This window comes from Citrobacter sp. Cpo012, assembly GCF_030333015.1.
GTDB classification, from domain to species: Bacteria; Pseudomonadota; Gammaproteobacteria; order Enterobacterales; family Enterobacteriaceae; genus Citrobacter; species Citrobacter portucalensis.
In genome coordinates this window covers 127,051-143,269 of record NZ_JAOWGR010000040.1, presented here as the reverse complement: position 1 = coordinate 143,269, position 16,219 = coordinate 127,051, and the positions used below count along the sequence as shown (strand labels likewise).

General features: G+C 53.6%; 15 protein-coding genes. 12 read left to right on the top strand and 3 right to left on the bottom strand.

What is annotated here, in order from left to right:
• The first annotated feature begins 2 nt into the window (after positions 1-2).
• The 12 genes from murD (at position 3) to mutT (ending at position 14,395) form a co-directional block, all read left to right on the top strand.
• Positions 3-1,319, top strand: a complete 1,317-nt coding sequence (gene murD, locus OGX90_RS15185; RefSeq protein ID WP_286624200.1) for a UDP-N-acetylmuramoyl-L-alanine--D-glutamate ligase — start codon at positions 3-5, stop codon at positions 1,317-1,319.
• Positions 1,319-2,563 (top strand): cell division protein FtsW, encoded by a 1,245-nt coding sequence (gene ftsW / locus OGX90_RS15180; protein ID WP_003829529.1) that lies wholly within the window; start codon positions 1,319-1,321, stop codon positions 2,561-2,563. The genes murD and ftsW overlap by 1 nt, the downstream gene beginning before the upstream one ends.
• Positions 2,560-3,627: an undecaprenyldiphospho-muramoylpentapeptide beta-N-acetylglucosaminyltransferase gene (gene murG, locus OGX90_RS15175; protein WP_153753733.1), complete on the top strand. Its 1,068-nt coding sequence runs from the start codon at positions 2,560-2,562 to the stop codon at positions 3,625-3,627. The genes ftsW and murG overlap by 4 nt, the downstream gene beginning before the upstream one ends.
• 51 nt (positions 3,628-3,678) lie before the next feature.
• Positions 3,679-5,154, top strand: coding sequence for a UDP-N-acetylmuramate--L-alanine ligase (gene murC / locus OGX90_RS15170; protein ID WP_003018763.1), 1,476 nt, complete (start codon positions 3,679-3,681; stop codon positions 5,152-5,154).
• Positions 5,147-6,067, top strand: a complete 921-nt coding sequence (locus OGX90_RS15165; protein WP_008786198.1) for a D-alanine--D-alanine ligase — start codon at positions 5,147-5,149, stop codon at positions 6,065-6,067. Before murC ends, OGX90_RS15165 begins: the two co-directional genes overlap by 8 nt.
• Before the next feature lies 1 nt (position 6,068).
• Positions 6,069-6,902, top strand: a complete 834-nt coding sequence (gene ftsQ, locus OGX90_RS15160; protein WP_003018758.1) for a cell division protein FtsQ — start codon at positions 6,069-6,071, stop codon at positions 6,900-6,902.
• Positions 6,899-8,161, top strand: coding sequence for a cell division protein FtsA (gene ftsA, locus OGX90_RS15155; protein WP_003018755.1), 1,263 nt, complete (start codon positions 6,899-6,901; stop codon positions 8,159-8,161). The genes ftsQ and ftsA overlap by 4 nt, the downstream gene beginning before the upstream one ends.
• A gap of 62 nt (positions 8,162-8,223) precedes the next feature.
• Positions 8,224-9,375, top strand: a complete 1,152-nt coding sequence (gene ftsZ / locus OGX90_RS15150) for a cell division protein FtsZ (protein ID WP_003018753.1) — start codon at positions 8,224-8,226, stop codon at positions 9,373-9,375.
• Positions 9,376-9,475: 100 nt separating this feature from the next.
• Positions 9,476-10,393: a UDP-3-O-acyl-N-acetylglucosamine deacetylase gene (lpxC, locus tag OGX90_RS15145; RefSeq protein WP_006686706.1), complete on the top strand. Its 918-nt coding sequence runs from the start codon at positions 9,476-9,478 to the stop codon at positions 10,391-10,393.
• Positions 10,394-10,676: 283 nt separating this feature from the next.
• Entirely contained in the window at positions 10,677-11,183 is a 507-nt protein-coding gene (secM, locus tag OGX90_RS15140; RefSeq protein ID WP_003829520.1) for a secA translation cis-regulator SecM, read from the top strand.
• Between the two features lie 60 nt (positions 11,184-11,243).
• Positions 11,244-13,949, top strand: a complete 2,706-nt coding sequence (gene secA / locus OGX90_RS15135; RefSeq protein WP_003829517.1) for a preprotein translocase subunit SecA — start codon at positions 11,244-11,246, stop codon at positions 13,947-13,949.
• Between the two features lie 56 nt (positions 13,950-14,005).
• Complete coding sequence (mutT, locus tag OGX90_RS15130; RefSeq protein WP_008786200.1) at positions 14,006-14,395, top strand: 8-oxo-dGTP diphosphatase MutT; 390 nt, start codon at positions 14,006-14,008, stop codon at positions 14,393-14,395.
• 173 nt (positions 14,396-14,568) lie between these two features.
• Here mutT and yacG read toward each other — a convergent pair whose 3' ends face one another.
• The 3 genes from yacG to coaE are packed head-to-tail and all read right to left on the bottom strand — an operon-like array spanning position 14,569 to position 16,136.
• Positions 14,569-14,763: a DNA gyrase inhibitor YacG gene (gene yacG / locus OGX90_RS15125; protein WP_003018740.1), complete on the bottom strand. Its 195-nt coding sequence runs from the start codon at positions 14,761-14,763 to the stop codon at positions 14,569-14,571.
• Between the two features lie 9 nt (positions 14,764-14,772).
• Positions 14,773-15,516, bottom strand: a complete 744-nt coding sequence (zapD, locus tag OGX90_RS15120; protein ID WP_003829513.1) for a cell division protein ZapD — start codon at positions 15,514-15,516, stop codon at positions 14,773-14,775.
• Entirely contained in the window at positions 15,516-16,136 is a 621-nt protein-coding gene (gene coaE, locus OGX90_RS15115; protein WP_048236137.1) for a dephospho-CoA kinase, read from the bottom strand. The genes zapD and coaE overlap by 1 nt, the downstream gene beginning before the upstream one ends.
• Positions 16,137-16,219 lie beyond the last annotated feature (83 nt).

Below are 16,219 nucleotides of genomic sequence, written 5' to 3'. Positions count from 1 at the left end.
TCATGGCTGATTACCAGGGTAAAAAAGTCGTCATTATCGGTCTGGGATTGACCGGGCTGTCCTGCGTGGATTTCTTTCTGGCGCGTGGCGTGACGCCGCGTGTGATGGATACCCGCGCAACGCCACCTGGCCTGGATAAATTGCCGGAAGCGGTTGAGCGTCATGTTGGCAGCTTGAATGATGATTGGCTGCTGGCCGCCGATCTCATCGTCGCCAGCCCTGGTATTGCCCTGGCGCATCCTTCTCTGAGCGCCGCTGCTGATGCAGGGATCGAAATTGTCGGTGACATCGAGCTGTTCTGTCGTGAAGCGCAGTCGCCGATCGTCGCGATCACCGGTTCCAACGGGAAAAGCACCGTCACCACGTTGGTGGGAGAAATGGCGAAAGCGGCTGGTGTGAACGTGGGTGTTGGCGGAAATATCGGCCTGCCCGCGCTGATGCTGCTGGATGACGAACGTGAGCTGTATGTACTGGAGCTGTCGAGCTTCCAGCTGGAGACAACCTCCAGCTTACAGGCCGTAGCCGCCACCATTTTGAACGTCACCGAAGATCATATGGACAGGTATCCGTTTGGCTTGCAGCAGTACCGTGCGGCCAAACTGCGCGTCTATGAGAATGCGAAAGTGTGCGTGGTTAATGCCGATGATGCGCTGACCATGCCGATTCGCGGGGCGGATGAGCGCTGCGTGAGCTTTGGCATCAACATGGGTGACTATCATCTCAATCGTCAGCAGGGTGAAACCTGGCTGCGGGTGAAGGGTGAAAAAGTCCTGAACGTGAAAGAGATGACGCTTACCGGCCAGCATAACTATACCAACGCCCTGGCGGCGCTGGCGCTGGCGGATGCTGCGGGTCTGCCGCGGGCATCCAGCCTGAAAGCGCTGACTACCTTTACCGGTCTGGCGCATCGTTTCCAGTTGGTACTGAATCATAACGGTGTGCGTTGGATCAACGATTCAAAAGCTACCAACGTCGGCAGCACCGAAGCGGCGCTGAATGGTCTGCACGTTGACGGTACGCTGCACCTGCTGCTGGGCGGCGATGGGAAATCCGCCGACTTTATGCCGCTGCAACGCTACCTGACTGGCGACAACATTCGTCTGTACTGCTTTGGTCGCGATGGCGCGCAGCTTGCTGCTCTGCGTCCTGAGGTTGCGGAACACACTGAAACCATGGAGCAGGCAATGCGTCTGCTCGCACCGCGTGTGAAGTCGGGCGATATGGTGCTGCTGTCGCCAGCCTGCGCCAGCCTTGACCAGTTCAAGAACTTTGAGCAACGCGGTGACGTCTTTACCCGTTTAGCGAAGGAGTTGGGTTGATGCGATTCTCTCTCCCTCGTCTGAAAATGCCGCGCGTACCGGGACTGGGTGTCCTGGCGTGGATCTTCGCGGCACTTAAAGGCTGGGTGATGGCTTCGCGTGATAAAGACGCGGACAGCCTGATCATGTATGACCGCATGCTGCTGTGGCTGACTTTTGGTCTGGCAGCGATCGGTTTTGTGATGGTGACATCGGCATCGATGCCCGTAGGGCAACGCCTGGCAGGCGATCCTTTCCTGTTTGCTAAGCGTGACGCGCTGTATATCTTCCTCGCGTTCTGTCTGGCGATGGTGACGCTGCGTCTGCCGATGGAGTTCTGGCAAAAGTACAGTACGACGATGCTGATCGCCTCGATCATCATGTTGTTGATCGTGCTGGTGGTGGGGAGCTCAGTTAACGGGGCATCGCGCTGGATCGCGCTGGGGCCATTGCGTATTCAGCCTGCGGAATTTACCAAGCTGTCGCTGTTCTGTTATCTCGCCAACTACCTGGTACGTAAAGTCGATGAAGTGCGTAATAACCTGCGCGGCTTCTTAAAACCGATGGGTGTGATTCTGGTGCTGGCAGTCTTACTGCTGGCGCAGCCTGACCTTGGTACGGTGGTGGTGCTGTTTGTCACGACGCTGGCGATGCTGTTTCTCGCTGGCGCGAAACTGTGGCAGTTCATTGCCATTATCGGCATGGGGATTTCGGCGGTGGTGCTGCTGATCCTTGCCGAACCGTATCGTATTCGCCGCGTAACCTCCTTCTGGAACCCATGGGAAGATCCGTTTGGCAGCGGCTATCAGTTAACGCAATCGCTGATGGCTTTTGGTCGCGGTGAGGTTTGGGGTCAGGGGTTAGGTAATTCAGTGCAAAAACTGGAGTATTTACCGGAAGCGCACACCGACTTCATCTTCGCCATCATTGGGGAAGAGCTGGGTTATATCGGTGTGGTATTGGCACTTTTAATGGTATTCTTCGTCGCTTTTCGCGCGATGTCGATTGGCCGCAAAGCGCTGGAAATTGACCACCGTTTTTCAGGCTTTTTAGCCTGCTCCATCGGGATTTGGTTTAGCTTCCAGGCCCTGGTAAACGTCGGCGCGGCAGCAGGCATGCTGCCAACAAAAGGTCTGACGTTACCGCTGATCAGTTATGGTGGTTCCAGTTTGTTGATTATGTCGACGGCCATCATGTTTTTGTTACGTATTGATTATGAAACGCGTCTGGAAAAAGCCCAGGCGTTTACACGAGGTGCACGATGAGTGGTCAACCGAAGCGGTTAATGGTGATGGCAGGCGGTACCGGCGGGCATGTGTTCCCGGGGCTGGCGGTCGCACACCATTTAATGGCCCAGGGCTGGCAGGTTCGTTGGCTGGGCACCGCCGATCGTATGGAAGCGGACTTAGTGCCGAAGCATGGCATTGAAATTGACTTTATTCGCATCTCCGGTTTGCGTGGCAAAGGTGTCAACGCGCTGCTTGCCGCCCCCGTGCGTATTTTTAATGCCTGGCGTCAGGCGCGCGCCATCATGAAGCAGTTTAAGCCTGATGTGGTGCTGGGGATGGGCGGCTACGTGTCCGGCCCTGGCGGTCTGGCTGCCTGGTCATTAGGCATTCCGGTTGTACTGCATGAGCAGAACGGCATTGCGGGATTAACTAACAAGTGGCTTGCGAAGATTGCAACGAAGGTGATGCAGGCTTTCCCAGGCGCTTTCCCGAATGCGGAAGTGGTCGGGAACCCGGTACGCACGGACGTGCTGGCGCTGCCGTTACCCGCAGCGCGTCTGGCGGGGCGTGAAGGCCCGGTTCGTGTGCTGGTCGTCGGGGGGTCTCAGGGCGCACGCGTATTGAACCAGACGATGCCGCAGGTTGCCGCAAAGCTTGGTGACGCGGTGACTATCTGGCACCAGAGTGGCAAAGGCGCGCAGCAAACCGTTGAACAGGCGTATGCCGACGCGGGACAACCGCAGCACAAGGTCACTGAGTTTATTGATGATATGGCAGCTGCCTACGCGTGGGCGGATGTTGTAGTTTGTCGCTCCGGCGCGCTGACGGTAAGCGAAATTGCCGCTGCGGGTTTACCTGCGCTGTTTGTGCCTTTTCAGCATAAAGACCGACAGCAGTACTGGAACGCGCTGCCGCTGGAGAAAGCGGGCGCCGCCAAAATTCTTGAGCAGCCGCAGTTTACTGTGGATGCCGTCGCTAACACCCTTTCCGGGTGGTCGCGAGAAACCTTATTAACCATGGCAGAACGTGCGCGCGCCGCTTCCATTCCGGATGCTACAGAGCGAGTTGCTAATGAAGTGAGCCGGGCTGCCCGGGCGTAATTGTGGTGATGCCTTTTGCATCGCATGAACTAAGAAGTTAATGGCTAAAGAATGAATACACAACAACTGGCAAAACTGCGTTCCATCGTGCCCGAAATGCGTCGCGTTCGGCACATTCACTTTGTCGGCATCGGTGGTGCTGGTATGGGCGGTATTGCCGAAGTTTTGGCCAACGAAGGTTATCAGATCAGCGGTTCTGACTTAGCGCCGAACCCGGTGACGCAGCAGTTGACGAATCTGGGCGCCACGATTTTCTTCAACCATCGCCCGGAAAACGTGCGCGATGCGAGCGTAGTGGTGGTATCCAGCGCCATTTCTGCGGATAACCCGGAAATTGTTGCGGCGCATGAAGCGCGCATTCCGGTGATCCGTCGTGCTGAAATGCTGGCGGAGTTAATGCGTTTTCGTCACGGTATCGCCATTGCCGGGACGCACGGTAAAACCACGACCACAGCGATGGTCTCCAGTATCTACGCGGAAGCGGGGCTGGATCCGACGTTTGTCAACGGCGGTCTGGTGAAGGCCGCAGGCGTCCATGCGCGTCTGGGTCATAGCCGTTATTTAATTGCTGAGGCGGATGAGAGCGATGCGTCGTTCCTGCATTTGCAGCCGATGGTGGCGATTGTTACCAATATCGAAGCCGATCATATGGATACCTACCATGGCGACTTCGAAAATTTAAAGCAGACGTTTATTAATTTCCTGCATAACTTGCCGTTTTATGGTCGTGCGGTGATGTGCGTTGACGACCCGGTGATCCGCGAGTTGTTGCCGCGAGTTGGTCGTCAAACCACAACCTATGGTTTCAGCGATGATGCTGATGTGCGCGTCGAAGATTACCAGCAGATTGGTCCACAAGGACACTTCACGCTGCTGCGTCAGGGGATGGCCGATTTACGCGTGACGTTGAACGCACCGGGCCGTCACAATGCGCTGAACGCGGCGGCGGCGGTAGCAGTTGCAACAGAAGAAGGCATTGAAGACGACGCAATTCTGCGCGCGCTGGAAAGTTTCCAGGGCACCGGACGACGTTTTGACTTCCTCGGCGAATTCCCGCTTGAGCCGGTAAACGGTAAAGCCGGGACGGCGATGCTGGTGGATGATTATGGTCATCACCCTACGGAAGTGGATGCCACGATTAAAGCTGCACGCGCGGGCTGGCCGGACAAAAATTTGGTGATGCTGTTCCAGCCGCACCGCTTTACGCGTACTCGCGATCTGTATGACGACTTTGCCAACGTGCTGACTCAGGTCGATGCACTGTTGATGCTGGATGTGTACGCCGCGGGTGAAGCCGCGATTCCAGGAGCCGACAGTCGCTCGCTGTGCCGTACGATCCGTGGTCGCGGTAAGATCGACCCGATTCTGGTATCCGATCCGGCTCAGGTGGCAGACATGCTGGCGCCGGTATTAACCGGCAACGATCTGATTTTGGTGCAGGGCGCTGGAAATATCGGCAAAATCGCGCGTTCCTTAGCTGAAATCAAACTGAAGCCGCAAAACCCGGAGGAAGAACAACATGGCTGATAAAATCGCGGTCCTGTTAGGGGGAACCTCCGCAGAGCGTGACGTTTCGCTGAATTCCGGCGCGGCCGTACTGGCAGGGTTACGCGAAGGTGGTGTGGATGCTCATCCAATTGACCCAAAAGAGGTCGATGTCACGCTTTTGAAATCGATGGGTTTTCAAAAGGTGTTTATTGCGCTGCACGGTCGTGGTGGTGAAGATGGCACGTTGCAGGGCATGCTGGAGCTGATTGGTCTGCCGTACACCGGTAGTGGCGTCATGGCTTCTGCGATTTCGATGGACAAACTGCGCAGCAAACTGTTGTGGCAGGGGGCTGGTTTACCGGTCGCGCCTTGGGTCGCATTGACCCGCGCTGAGTTCGAAAAAGGCCTTAGTGATGAGGTGGTTACGGAGATTTCTGCGCTAGGTTTGCCGCTGATTGTGAAGCCAAGCCGTGAAGGCTCAAGCGTAGGGATGTCAAAAGTTGAAGAAGAAAATGCTTTGCATGGTGCATTAGCATTGGCTTTTCAGCATGATGAAGAAGTACTGATCGAAAAATGGCTCAGTGGCCCGGAATTTACAGTTGCGATACTTGGTGAAGAAATTTTACCGTCAATACGTATCCAACCCGCGGGAACCTTCTATGATTATGAGGCGAAGTATCTCTCTGATGAGACACAATATTTCTGCCCTGCCGGTCTGGAAGTCGAACAAGAGGCCCGTTTACAGGAATTAGTCCTGAAAGCGTGGACCACATTGGGCTGTAAAGGTTGGGGTCGCATTGACGTCATGCTGGACAGCGATGGCCAGTTTTATCTGCTGGAAGCGAATACCTCTCCGGGTATGACCAGCCACAGTCTGGTGCCGATGGCGGCGCGTCAGGCGGGCCTGAGCTTCTCGCAGTTGGTGGTAAGAATTCTGGAGTTGGCGGACTGATATGTCGCAGGCTGCGCTGAACACGCGAAACGGTGATGAAGAAGAAGTAAACTCCTCACGCCGCAATAATGGAACGCGTCTTGCAGGAATATTGTTCCTGCTGACAGTGCTGTGCACCGTGTTTGTCAGCGGCTGGGTAGTGTTGGGATGGATGGAAGATGCGCAACGTTTGCCTTTATCGAAACTGGTGTTAACCGGCGAACGGCATTACACGCGCAATGACGATATTCGTCAGTCCATTTTGGCGCTGGGCGCTCCGGGAACCTTTATGACTCAGGATGTGAACATCATTCAGAGTCAAATTGAACGCCTCCCCTGGATTAAACAGGCGAGCGTCAGAAAGCAATGGCCCGATGAATTGAAGATTCATCTGGTTGAATATGTGCCCATTGCGCGTTGGAATGACCAACATATGGTGGATGCTGAAGGAAATACGTTCAGTGTTCCAACCGGTCGGGCCAATAAGCAGGTATTACCCATGTTGTATGGACCGGAAGGCAGCGCAAGTGAAGTGTTGCAAGGGTTCCGCGATATGGGGCAGGTGCTGGCTAAGGATAGATTCACCCTGAAGGAAGCGGCGATGACCGCTCGTCGTTCCTGGCAGTTGACGCTGAATAACGATATTAAGCTGAATCTGGGCAGGGGCGATACGATAAAACGTTTGGCTCGCTTTGTGGAACTCTACCCGGTTTTACAGCAGCAGGCGCAAACCGATGGCAAACGGATTAGCTACGTTGATTTGCGTTATGACTCAGGAGCGGCAGTAGGCTGGGTTCCCTTGCCTCCTGAGGAATCTAATCAGCAACAGAATCAGGCACAGGCAGAACAACAATGATCAAGGCGACGGACAGAAAACTGGTAGTTGGACTGGAGATTGGCACCGCGAAGGTAGCCGCTTTAGTAGGGGAAGTTCTGCCCGACGGTATGGTCAATATCATTGGCGTGGGCAGTTGCCCATCGCGAGGTATGGATAAAGGCGGGGTGAATGACCTTGAGTCAGTGGTGAAGTGCGTACAGCGCGCCATTGACCAGGCTGAACTGATGGCAGATTGCCAGATTTCCTCGGTGTATCTGGCACTTTCCGGTAAACATATTAGCTGTCAAAATGAAATTGGTATGGTGCCCATTTCCGAAGAGGAAGTGACGCAGGAAGATGTGGAAAACGTGGTACATACGGCAAAATCCGTACGCGTTCGCGATGAACATCGTGTTCTGCACGTTATTCCGCAGGAATACGCCATCGACTACCAGGAAGGCATTAAAAATCCGGTCGGTCTTTCCGGCGTGCGTATGCAGGCAAAAGTCCATCTTATTACCTGCCACAACGACATGGCGAAGAACATTGTCAAAGCCGTTGAACGTTGTGGTCTGAAAGTTGACCAACTGATTTTTGCCGGGTTGGCAGCCAGTTATTCCGTGTTGACGGAAGATGAACGTGAGCTGGGTGTCTGCGTGGTGGATATTGGTGGTGGTACAATGGACATCGCCGTTTATACTGGCGGGGCGTTGCGCCACACTAAAGTTATCCCTTATGCAGGGAATGTAGTGACCAGCGATATCGCGTATGCCTTTGGTACGCCGCCGAGCGATGCTGAAGCCATCAAAGTGCGTCATGGTTGCGCGCTGGGCTCCATCGTGGGTAAAGACGAAAGCGTTGAAGTGCCAAGCGTAGGTGGTCGTCCACCGCGTAGCCTGCAACGTCAGACCCTGGCAGAGGTCATTGAGCCGCGTTATACCGAGCTGCTCAACCTGGTCAACGAAGAAATTTTGCAATTACAAGAACAGCTTCGCCAGCAGGGTGTGAAACATCATCTGGCGGCGGGGATTGTGTTAACCGGTGGCGCTGCGCAAATTGAAGGTCTTGCGGCCTGCGCACAGCGCGTGTTCCATACGCAAGTACGTATTGGCGCACCGCTGAATATCACTGGTCTGACGGATTATGCCCAGGAGCCTTATTATTCAACGGCAGTGGGGCTGCTTCACTACGGGAAAGAATCCCATTTGAGTGGTGAGGCTGAAGTAGAAAAACGCGTTACGGCATCAGTTGGCTCGTGGATCAAACGACTCAATAGCTGGCTGCGAAAAGAGTTTTAATTTTTAAAGAGACCAACGCACATTAACGGTCTCAGGCGACAGGCACAACGGAGAGAGAAACTATGTTTGAACCTATGGAACTTACCAATGACGCGGTGATTAAAGTCATCGGCGTCGGCGGCGGCGGCGGTAATGCCGTTGAACACATGGTGCGCGAGCGCATCGAAGGTGTTGAATTCTTCGCGGTGAATACCGACGCTCAGGCGTTGCGTAAAACGGCGGTTGGACAGACCATTCAGATTGGTAGCGGCATCACCAAAGGTCTGGGCGCGGGTGCAAACCCGGAAGTAGGCCGTAATGCGGCAGACGAAGATCGTGAAGCTCTGCGTGCAGCGCTTGACGGCGCAGACATGGTGTTTATCGCAGCTGGCATGGGCGGCGGTACCGGTACCGGTGCAGCGCCAGTGGTTGCTGAAGTAGCAAAAGATTTAGGTATTCTGACCGTTGCTGTCGTGACTAAGCCTTTCAACTTTGAAGGTAAGAAGCGTATGGCATTCGCGGAGCAGGGTATCACCGAGCTGTCCAAACATGTGGACTCTCTGATCACTATTCCGAATGACAAACTGCTGAAAGTGCTGGGTCGCGGTATCTCCCTGCTGGATGCGTTTGGCGCAGCGAACGATGTGCTGAAAGGCGCAGTCCAGGGTATCGCTGAACTGATTACTCGTCCGGGCCTGATGAACGTCGACTTTGCAGACGTGCGCACCGTGATGTCCGAAATGGGCTACGCGATGATGGGTTCAGGCGTGGCAAGCGGTGAAGACCGTGCAGAAGAAGCGGCTGAAATGGCTATCTCTTCTCCGCTGCTGGAAGACATCGATCTGTCTGGTGCGCGCGGCGTGCTGGTCAACATTACTGCGGGCTTCGACCTGCGTCTGGATGAGTTCGAAACCGTCGGTAACACGATTCGTGCCTTTGCATCGGATAATGCGACCGTGGTTATCGGTACCTCTCTGGACCCGGATATGAACGACGAACTGCGCGTCACCGTTGTTGCAACTGGAATTGGTATGGACAAACGTCCTGAAATCACTCTGGTGACCAACAAGCAGGTACAGCAGCCGGTAATGGATCGTTACCAGCAGCACGGCATGGCGCCGTTGACGCAAGAGCAGAAACCGGTAGCGAAAGTGGTTAACGACAATACGCCGCAAACCACCAAAGAGCCGGATTATCTGGATATCCCAGCATTCCTGCGTAAGCAAGCTGATTAAGAATTAGCTGGAATTTGGGAATTGTGGCTCTTTGTGCTAAACTGGCCCACCGAATGTATAGTACACTTCGGTTGGATAGGTAATTTGGCGAGATTATACGATGATCAAACAAAGGACTCTTAAACGTATCGTTCAGGCGACTGGCGTCGGTTTGCATACCGGCAAAAAAGTCACCCTGACATTACGCCCTGCGCCGGCCAACACCGGGGTCATCTATCGTCGCACCGACTTGAATCCTCCGGTAGATTTCCCGGCCGATGCCAAATCTGTGCGTGATACCATGCTCTGTACGTGTCTGGTCAATGAGCATGATGTACGGATTTCAACCGTAGAGCACCTTAATGCTGCTCTGGCGGGTTTAGGTATCGATAACATCGTTATTGAAGTTAACGCACCGGAAATCCCGATCATGGATGGCAGTGCCGCTCCGTTCGTTTATCTGCTGCTTGATGCAGGTATTGAAGAACTGAGCAGCGCCAAAAAATTTGTTCGCATCAAAGAGACCGTTCGTGTCGAAGATGGCGATAAGTGGGCTGAGTTTAAGCCGTATAATGGTTTTACGTTGGATTTCACCATCGACTTTAACCATCCGGCGATCGACTCCAGCACGCAGCGCTACGCGATGAACTTCTCTGCGGATGCGTTCATGCGTCAGATCAGCCGTGCGCGTACTTTCGGCTTCATGCGTGATATCGAATATCTGCAGTCCCGCGGCCTGTGCCTGGGCGGCAGCTTCGATTGTGCCATCGTTGTTGACGATTATCGCGTATTGAACGAAGACGGCCTGCGTTTTGAAGATGAATTCGTTCGTCACAAAATGCTCGACGCGATCGGTGACTTGTTCATGTGTGGTCACAACATTATTGGTGCATTTACCGCGTATAAATCCGGTCATGCATTGAATAACAAACTGTTGCAGGCGGTCCTGGCAAAACAGGAAGCCTGGGAATATGTGACCTTCCAGGACGATGCAGAACTGCCGTTGGCGTTCAAAGCACCATCGACCGTACTGGCATAACGACATACGCTGTCGCATAAATTCGACTGGTCAATCTGGCACTCTCTCCGGCCAGGTGAGCCAGTCGTTTTTTTATCTTCCGAGTGCAAACCACCTTATCTGAAGCGACTTTTTCCCCACAGGTAGATTAAAATACCGTTCGATCGCTGCTTTCTTAAGCATATTTACCCGCGACTTGCTGTCATTACTGCTGTGGTGCGAACGCATTAATGGTAAGATTTGTGCGCAAAAAATGGTTTTGCATTTGTAACCCCAAACGCAGGGTATATCAGGTGGCAATAACGTGAGTGGAATACTGACGCGCTGGCGACAGTTAGGCAGACGGTACTTCTGGCCGCATCTCCTGTTGGGGATGGTCGCGGCTAGTTTTGGCCTGCCCGCGCTCGGTAATGCTGCTGAACCTAATACCCCCGCGAAGGCGACCGCCAGCAATCACGATCAAGGCGCTAAAGTTAACTTTAGCCAGCTTGCTTTGCTGGAAGCGACCAATCGCCGCCCAAATTTTACCGTCGATTACTGGCATCAACATGCCATTCGTACGGTTATCCGCCATCTTTCTTTTGCCATGGCACCTCAGGCGTTGCCCGTTGCCGAAGAGCCATTGCCAATCCAGGCGCACCATCTTGCGTTACTGAATACGCTCAGCGCGATGCTGACGCAGGAAGGCACTCCGCCCGCGACAGTAAGTCGCGTGACATACGCACACTTTACCTCTCAGGCCGCGTTTAGCGTTCCGGTCTGGATCAGCCAGCTGCAGGGTATCCGCGCTGGTCCTCAACGCCTCAGCTAAAAAAGAACCTTCCAACTTATAATTTTTGACTCCGCACCGCGGGGCGTTTGAGATTTTATTATGCTAATCAAATTATTAACGAAAGTATTCGGTAGCCGTAACGAGCGTACGCTGCGTCGTATGCGTAAAGTGGTCAATGTCATCAACGCGATGGAACCGGAGATGGAAAAACTCTCCGATGATGAACTGAAAGCGAAGACCGCTGAATTCCGCGCCCGTCTGGAAAAAGGTGCCAGCGTTGAGAGCCTGATCCCGGAAGCGTTCGCCGTAGTGCGTGAAGCGAGTAAGCGTGTGTTCGGTATGCGTCACTTCGACGTTCAGCTGCTGGGCGGTATGGTGCTTAACGATCGCTGCATCGCGGAAATGCGTACTGGTGAAGGTAAAACCCTTACCGCGACGCTGCCAGCCTACCTGAACGCATTAAGCGGGAAGGGCGTACACGTGGTTACCGTGAACGACTATCTGGCTCAGCGTGATGCCGAAAATAACCGCCCGCTGTTTGAATTCCTCGGCATGACCGTTGGTATCAACATGTCTGGCCTGCCTGCGCCAGCCAAGCGTGAAGCCTACAACGCCGATATTACTTACGGTACCAACAACGAATACGGCTTTGACTACCTGCGTGACAACATGGCGTTTAGTCCGGAAGAGCGTGTTCAACGTAAACTGCACTATGCGCTGGTCGATGAAGTCGACTCCATCCTGATCGATGAAGCGCGTACGCCGCTGATCATTTCCGGCCCGGCTGAAGACAGCTCGGAAATGTACAAAAAAGTGAACAAAATCATCCCGCACCTGATCCGTCAGGAGAAGGAAGATTCCGACACGTTCCAGGGCGAAGGCCACTTCTCTGTTGATGAGAAAGCGCGCCAGGTTAACCTGACCGAACGTGGTCTGGTACTGATTGAAGAGCTGCTGGTTAACGAAGGCATTATGGACGAGGGCGAGTCACTGTACTCTCCAGGCAACATTATGCTGATGCACCACGTGACTGCCGCACTGCGTGCGCACGTGCTGTTTACCCGCGACGTAGACTACATCGTGAAAGACGGCGAAGTTATCATCGTCGATGAACACACCGGTCGTACCATGCAGGGGCGTCGCTGGTCCGATGGTCTGCACCAGGCTGTTGAAGCTAAAGAAGGCGTAGAGATCCAGAACGAGAACCAGACGCTGGCATCTATTACCTTCCAGAACTACTTCCGTTTGTACGAAAAACTGGCCGGTATGACCGGTACAGCCGACACTGAAGCGTTTGAATTTAGCTCCATCTACAAACTGGATACCGTGGTTGTGCCGACCAACCGTCCGATGATCCGTAAGGATTTACCGGATCTGGTGTACATGACCGAAGCGGAAAAAATTCAGGCGATCATTGAAGATATTAAAGAGCGTACCGCAAATGGCCAGCCGGTGCTGGTAGGTACTATCTCCATTGAAAAATCGGAAGTGGTATCTAACGAACTGAGCAAAGCGGGTATCAAACACAACGTTCTGAACGCCAAGTTCCACGCCAACGAAGCTGCAATCGTCGCCCAGGCGGGTTATCCGTCAGCCGTGACTATCGCGACGAACATGGCCGGTCGTGGTACCGATATCGTGCTGGGCGGTAGCTGGCAGGCGGAAGTAGCCGAGCTGGAAAACCCAACTCCGGAACAAATCGCGCAGATTAAAGCCGAGTGGCAGGTTCGCCATGACGCGGTATTAGCTGCCGGTGGCTTGCATATTATCGGTACCGAGCGTCACGAATCTCGCCGTATCGATAACCAGCTGCGTGGTCGTTCAGGTCGTCAGGGTGATGCGGGCTCTTCCCGTTTCTATCTGTCGATGGAAGATGCGCTGATGCGTATTTTTGCCTCTGACCGCGTGTCAGGCATGATGCGTAAACTGGGTATGAAGCCAGGTGAAGCCATTGAACACCCATGGGTGACCAAAGCAATTGCTAACGCGCAGCGTAAAGTGGAAAGCCGCAACTTCGATATTCGTAAGCAGCTGCTGGAATATGATGACGTTGCCAACGATCAGCGTCGTGCTATCTACACCCAGCGTAACGAACTGCTGGACGTAACTGACGTTAGCGAAACCATCAACAGCATCCGTGAAGATGTCTTCAAAGCAACTATTGATGCCTATATTCCGCCGCAGTCTCTGGAAGAAATGTGGGATATCCCGGGTCTGCAGGAACGTCTGAAAAACGACTTCGATCTTGAGATGCCGATTTCTGAGTGGCTGGATAAAGAGCCTGAGCTGCACGAAGAAACGCTGCGTGAACGTATCCTGGCAAACGCCATCGAAGTTTATCAGCGTAAAGAAGAAGTAGTGGGCGCGGAGATGATGCGTCACTTCGAAAAAGGCGTGATGCTGCAAACTCTCGACTCTCTGTGGAAAGAGCACCTTGCTGCGATGGACTATCTGCGCCAGGGTATCCACCTGCGTGGTTATGCGCAAAAAGATCCGAAGCAGGAATACAAGCGTGAATCCTTCTCTATGTTTGCGTCAATGCTGGAATCACTGAAATATGAAGTGATCAGCACCCTGAGCAAAGTTCAGGTGCGTATGCCTGAAGAAGTCGAAGCCATGGAGCAGCAGCGTCGTGAAGAAGCTGAGCGCTTAGCGCAGATGCAGCAGTTGAGTCATAAAGGCGACGATTCTGCCGCAGCAGAAGAGCTGGCAGCACAAACCGGCGATCGTAAAGTGGGTCGTAACGATCCGTGTCCTTGCGGCTCAGGCAAAAAATACAAACAGTGCCACGGCCGTCTGAGCTAAGAAAATAACTTACTGAAAAGGCGCAGAATTCTGCGCCTTTTTTATGGACGATAAAGATGAAAATACTGCAAATCGCCGTCGGGATTATTCGTAATCAGCAACATGAAATTTTTATCACCCAGCGTGCGGCTGATGCCCACATGGCCAATAAGCTGGAGTTCCCCGGCGGGAAAATTGAAGCGGGCGAAACGCCGGAGCAGGCGCTGATTCGCGAGCTACAGGAAGAAGTGGGGATCACGCCGACTCAAAGCTCATTGTTCGAAAAGCTGGAGTATCAGTTTCCGGACAGGCATATCACTCTGTGGTTCTGGCTGGTTGAAAGCTGGGAAGGCGAGCCGTGGGGAAAAGAGGGGCAACCGGCGCAGTGGATTGCGCAAGATGCTCTGAATGCGCAGGATTTCCCGCCCGCTAATGCACCGGTCATTGAAAAGCTGATTGCTGGCTAATGGTGCTGTAGGCCGGATAAGGCAACGCCGCATCCGGCAAATTGTGGCGGGGGCGCTACGCTTGCTCGCCCTACGTTTTAGTTCTTAGGCCTGATAAGCGCAGCGCCATCAGGCAAAACAACATAAAATGCCGGATGCGGCGTTGCCTAATCCGACCCACCGTTTTAGCAGAATTACTTCTGCTCTTCACTCCAGTCGTCGCTTTCTGACAGATCACCAGAGCTTGGGATGCGTTTCTCTTCTGCGGCCCACTCTCCCAGATCGATTAACTGGCAGCGCTTGCTGCAGAATGGGCGAAACGGACTGACCTCAGCCCATACTACAGGCTTGCCGCAGGTTGGGCAGTTGACGATGGTTTGTTCAGACATGTTGACTCCTTAACAGCACGCCAGTTCAAAATCGAGGCGCTCAGGCACCTGACCATTCTCGCTATCCAGCGGCATAAAGCGGATGGCAAAACGGCTCTTATGACCAGAAATTTGCGGATAAAGCAGCGAATCAAGCGGCAACTGCAAGCGTAGCAGATCTGCATCTTCGCCGTTGTCCTGATAAAAACCATTCAGGCTGGTTTGCTTACGAAACGGCGCTGAGTTGCGAATTAAATCCAGTACCAGCGACAGCGCCTGATTGAGCGGATTCAGGCTGGCAAGCCAGGTTTCAACCTGCGCGTCACGATGCGACTGTGCCAGGTGTAACCAGATATGCAGGGTCGGCAGATCGAAACTGCAGCACCCGCCAGGAATACTTAAACGCTGACGTACGAGACCAATCAGACGATCTTCGCGCAGTGTCTGTCCAATACGCGGGGCAGAAATCAGAATGCTGCCTGCACTTTTTAGCTGCTGACGCAAAGAGTCTATTCTGCTTTGATCGACGCCGGGAACTTCGACCCAGGCCTGGAGTTTACGCTGCTGTCGCTCCAGTTCTTTGAGGAGTTCGGTACGGACTTCGCCGCGTTCAAATACATCCAGTAAATCTCCGATATTGCGGAAAAAATGCAGAGCGCCGGCATGGTCAGCAATGGGCAAATTAACGGAGAGCTGTTGGATTAAAAACTCAATGCGCAGCCATGTACGCATCTTCTCATTGAGAGGGTGTTCAAAAAGGACCTGGGTGTGCATTACGGTTTTTCCTGTGAGACAAACTGCGACGCGCATTGCAAATAGAGCGCGTGCAGGTGGGCGACATCCGAGGCGATGGCTTCCGGTGCGCCATTATTATCAATAACATCGTCTGCCACGGCCAGCCGCGCTTCACGCGTTGCCTGGGCAGCAAGAATTTGTTCAACATGCTCACGCGTGACGTCATCACGCTGCATGGTGCGTCTGAGCTGGGTTTCGGGGGTGACATCCACCACGAGTACGCGGTCGGCTTTTTTATACAGCGAATTTTCCACCAGCAAAGGGACAACCCATAGCAGATAAGGAGAGGTTGCTTGCTGAAACTGACGCTGGGTTTCCTGCTGAATAAGCGGATGAAGCAGAGCATTCAGCCAGCTTTTCTCCTCAGGATTGGAAAAAATGCGTTCGCGTAAAATGCGTCGCTGCAACGATCCGTCTGCGGCTATAACGTCGGAACCAAAATGTTCTTCGATCGCCTTAAGAGCAGGTGTGCCGGGTTCAACCACCTGGCGCGCAATAATATCTGCATCAATGACGTTTATTCCGAGGTCAGCGAACGCATTTGCAACGGTGCTTTTACCACTGCCAATGCCGCCGGTTAAGGCTACCGTATACCTCATAGATGCCGATCCTGGAGTTTAAGTTTGATTATCAAACAGTTAAAAGTTATGCGTGCGAAGGCGAGGCTGCTGCAGGATTAACC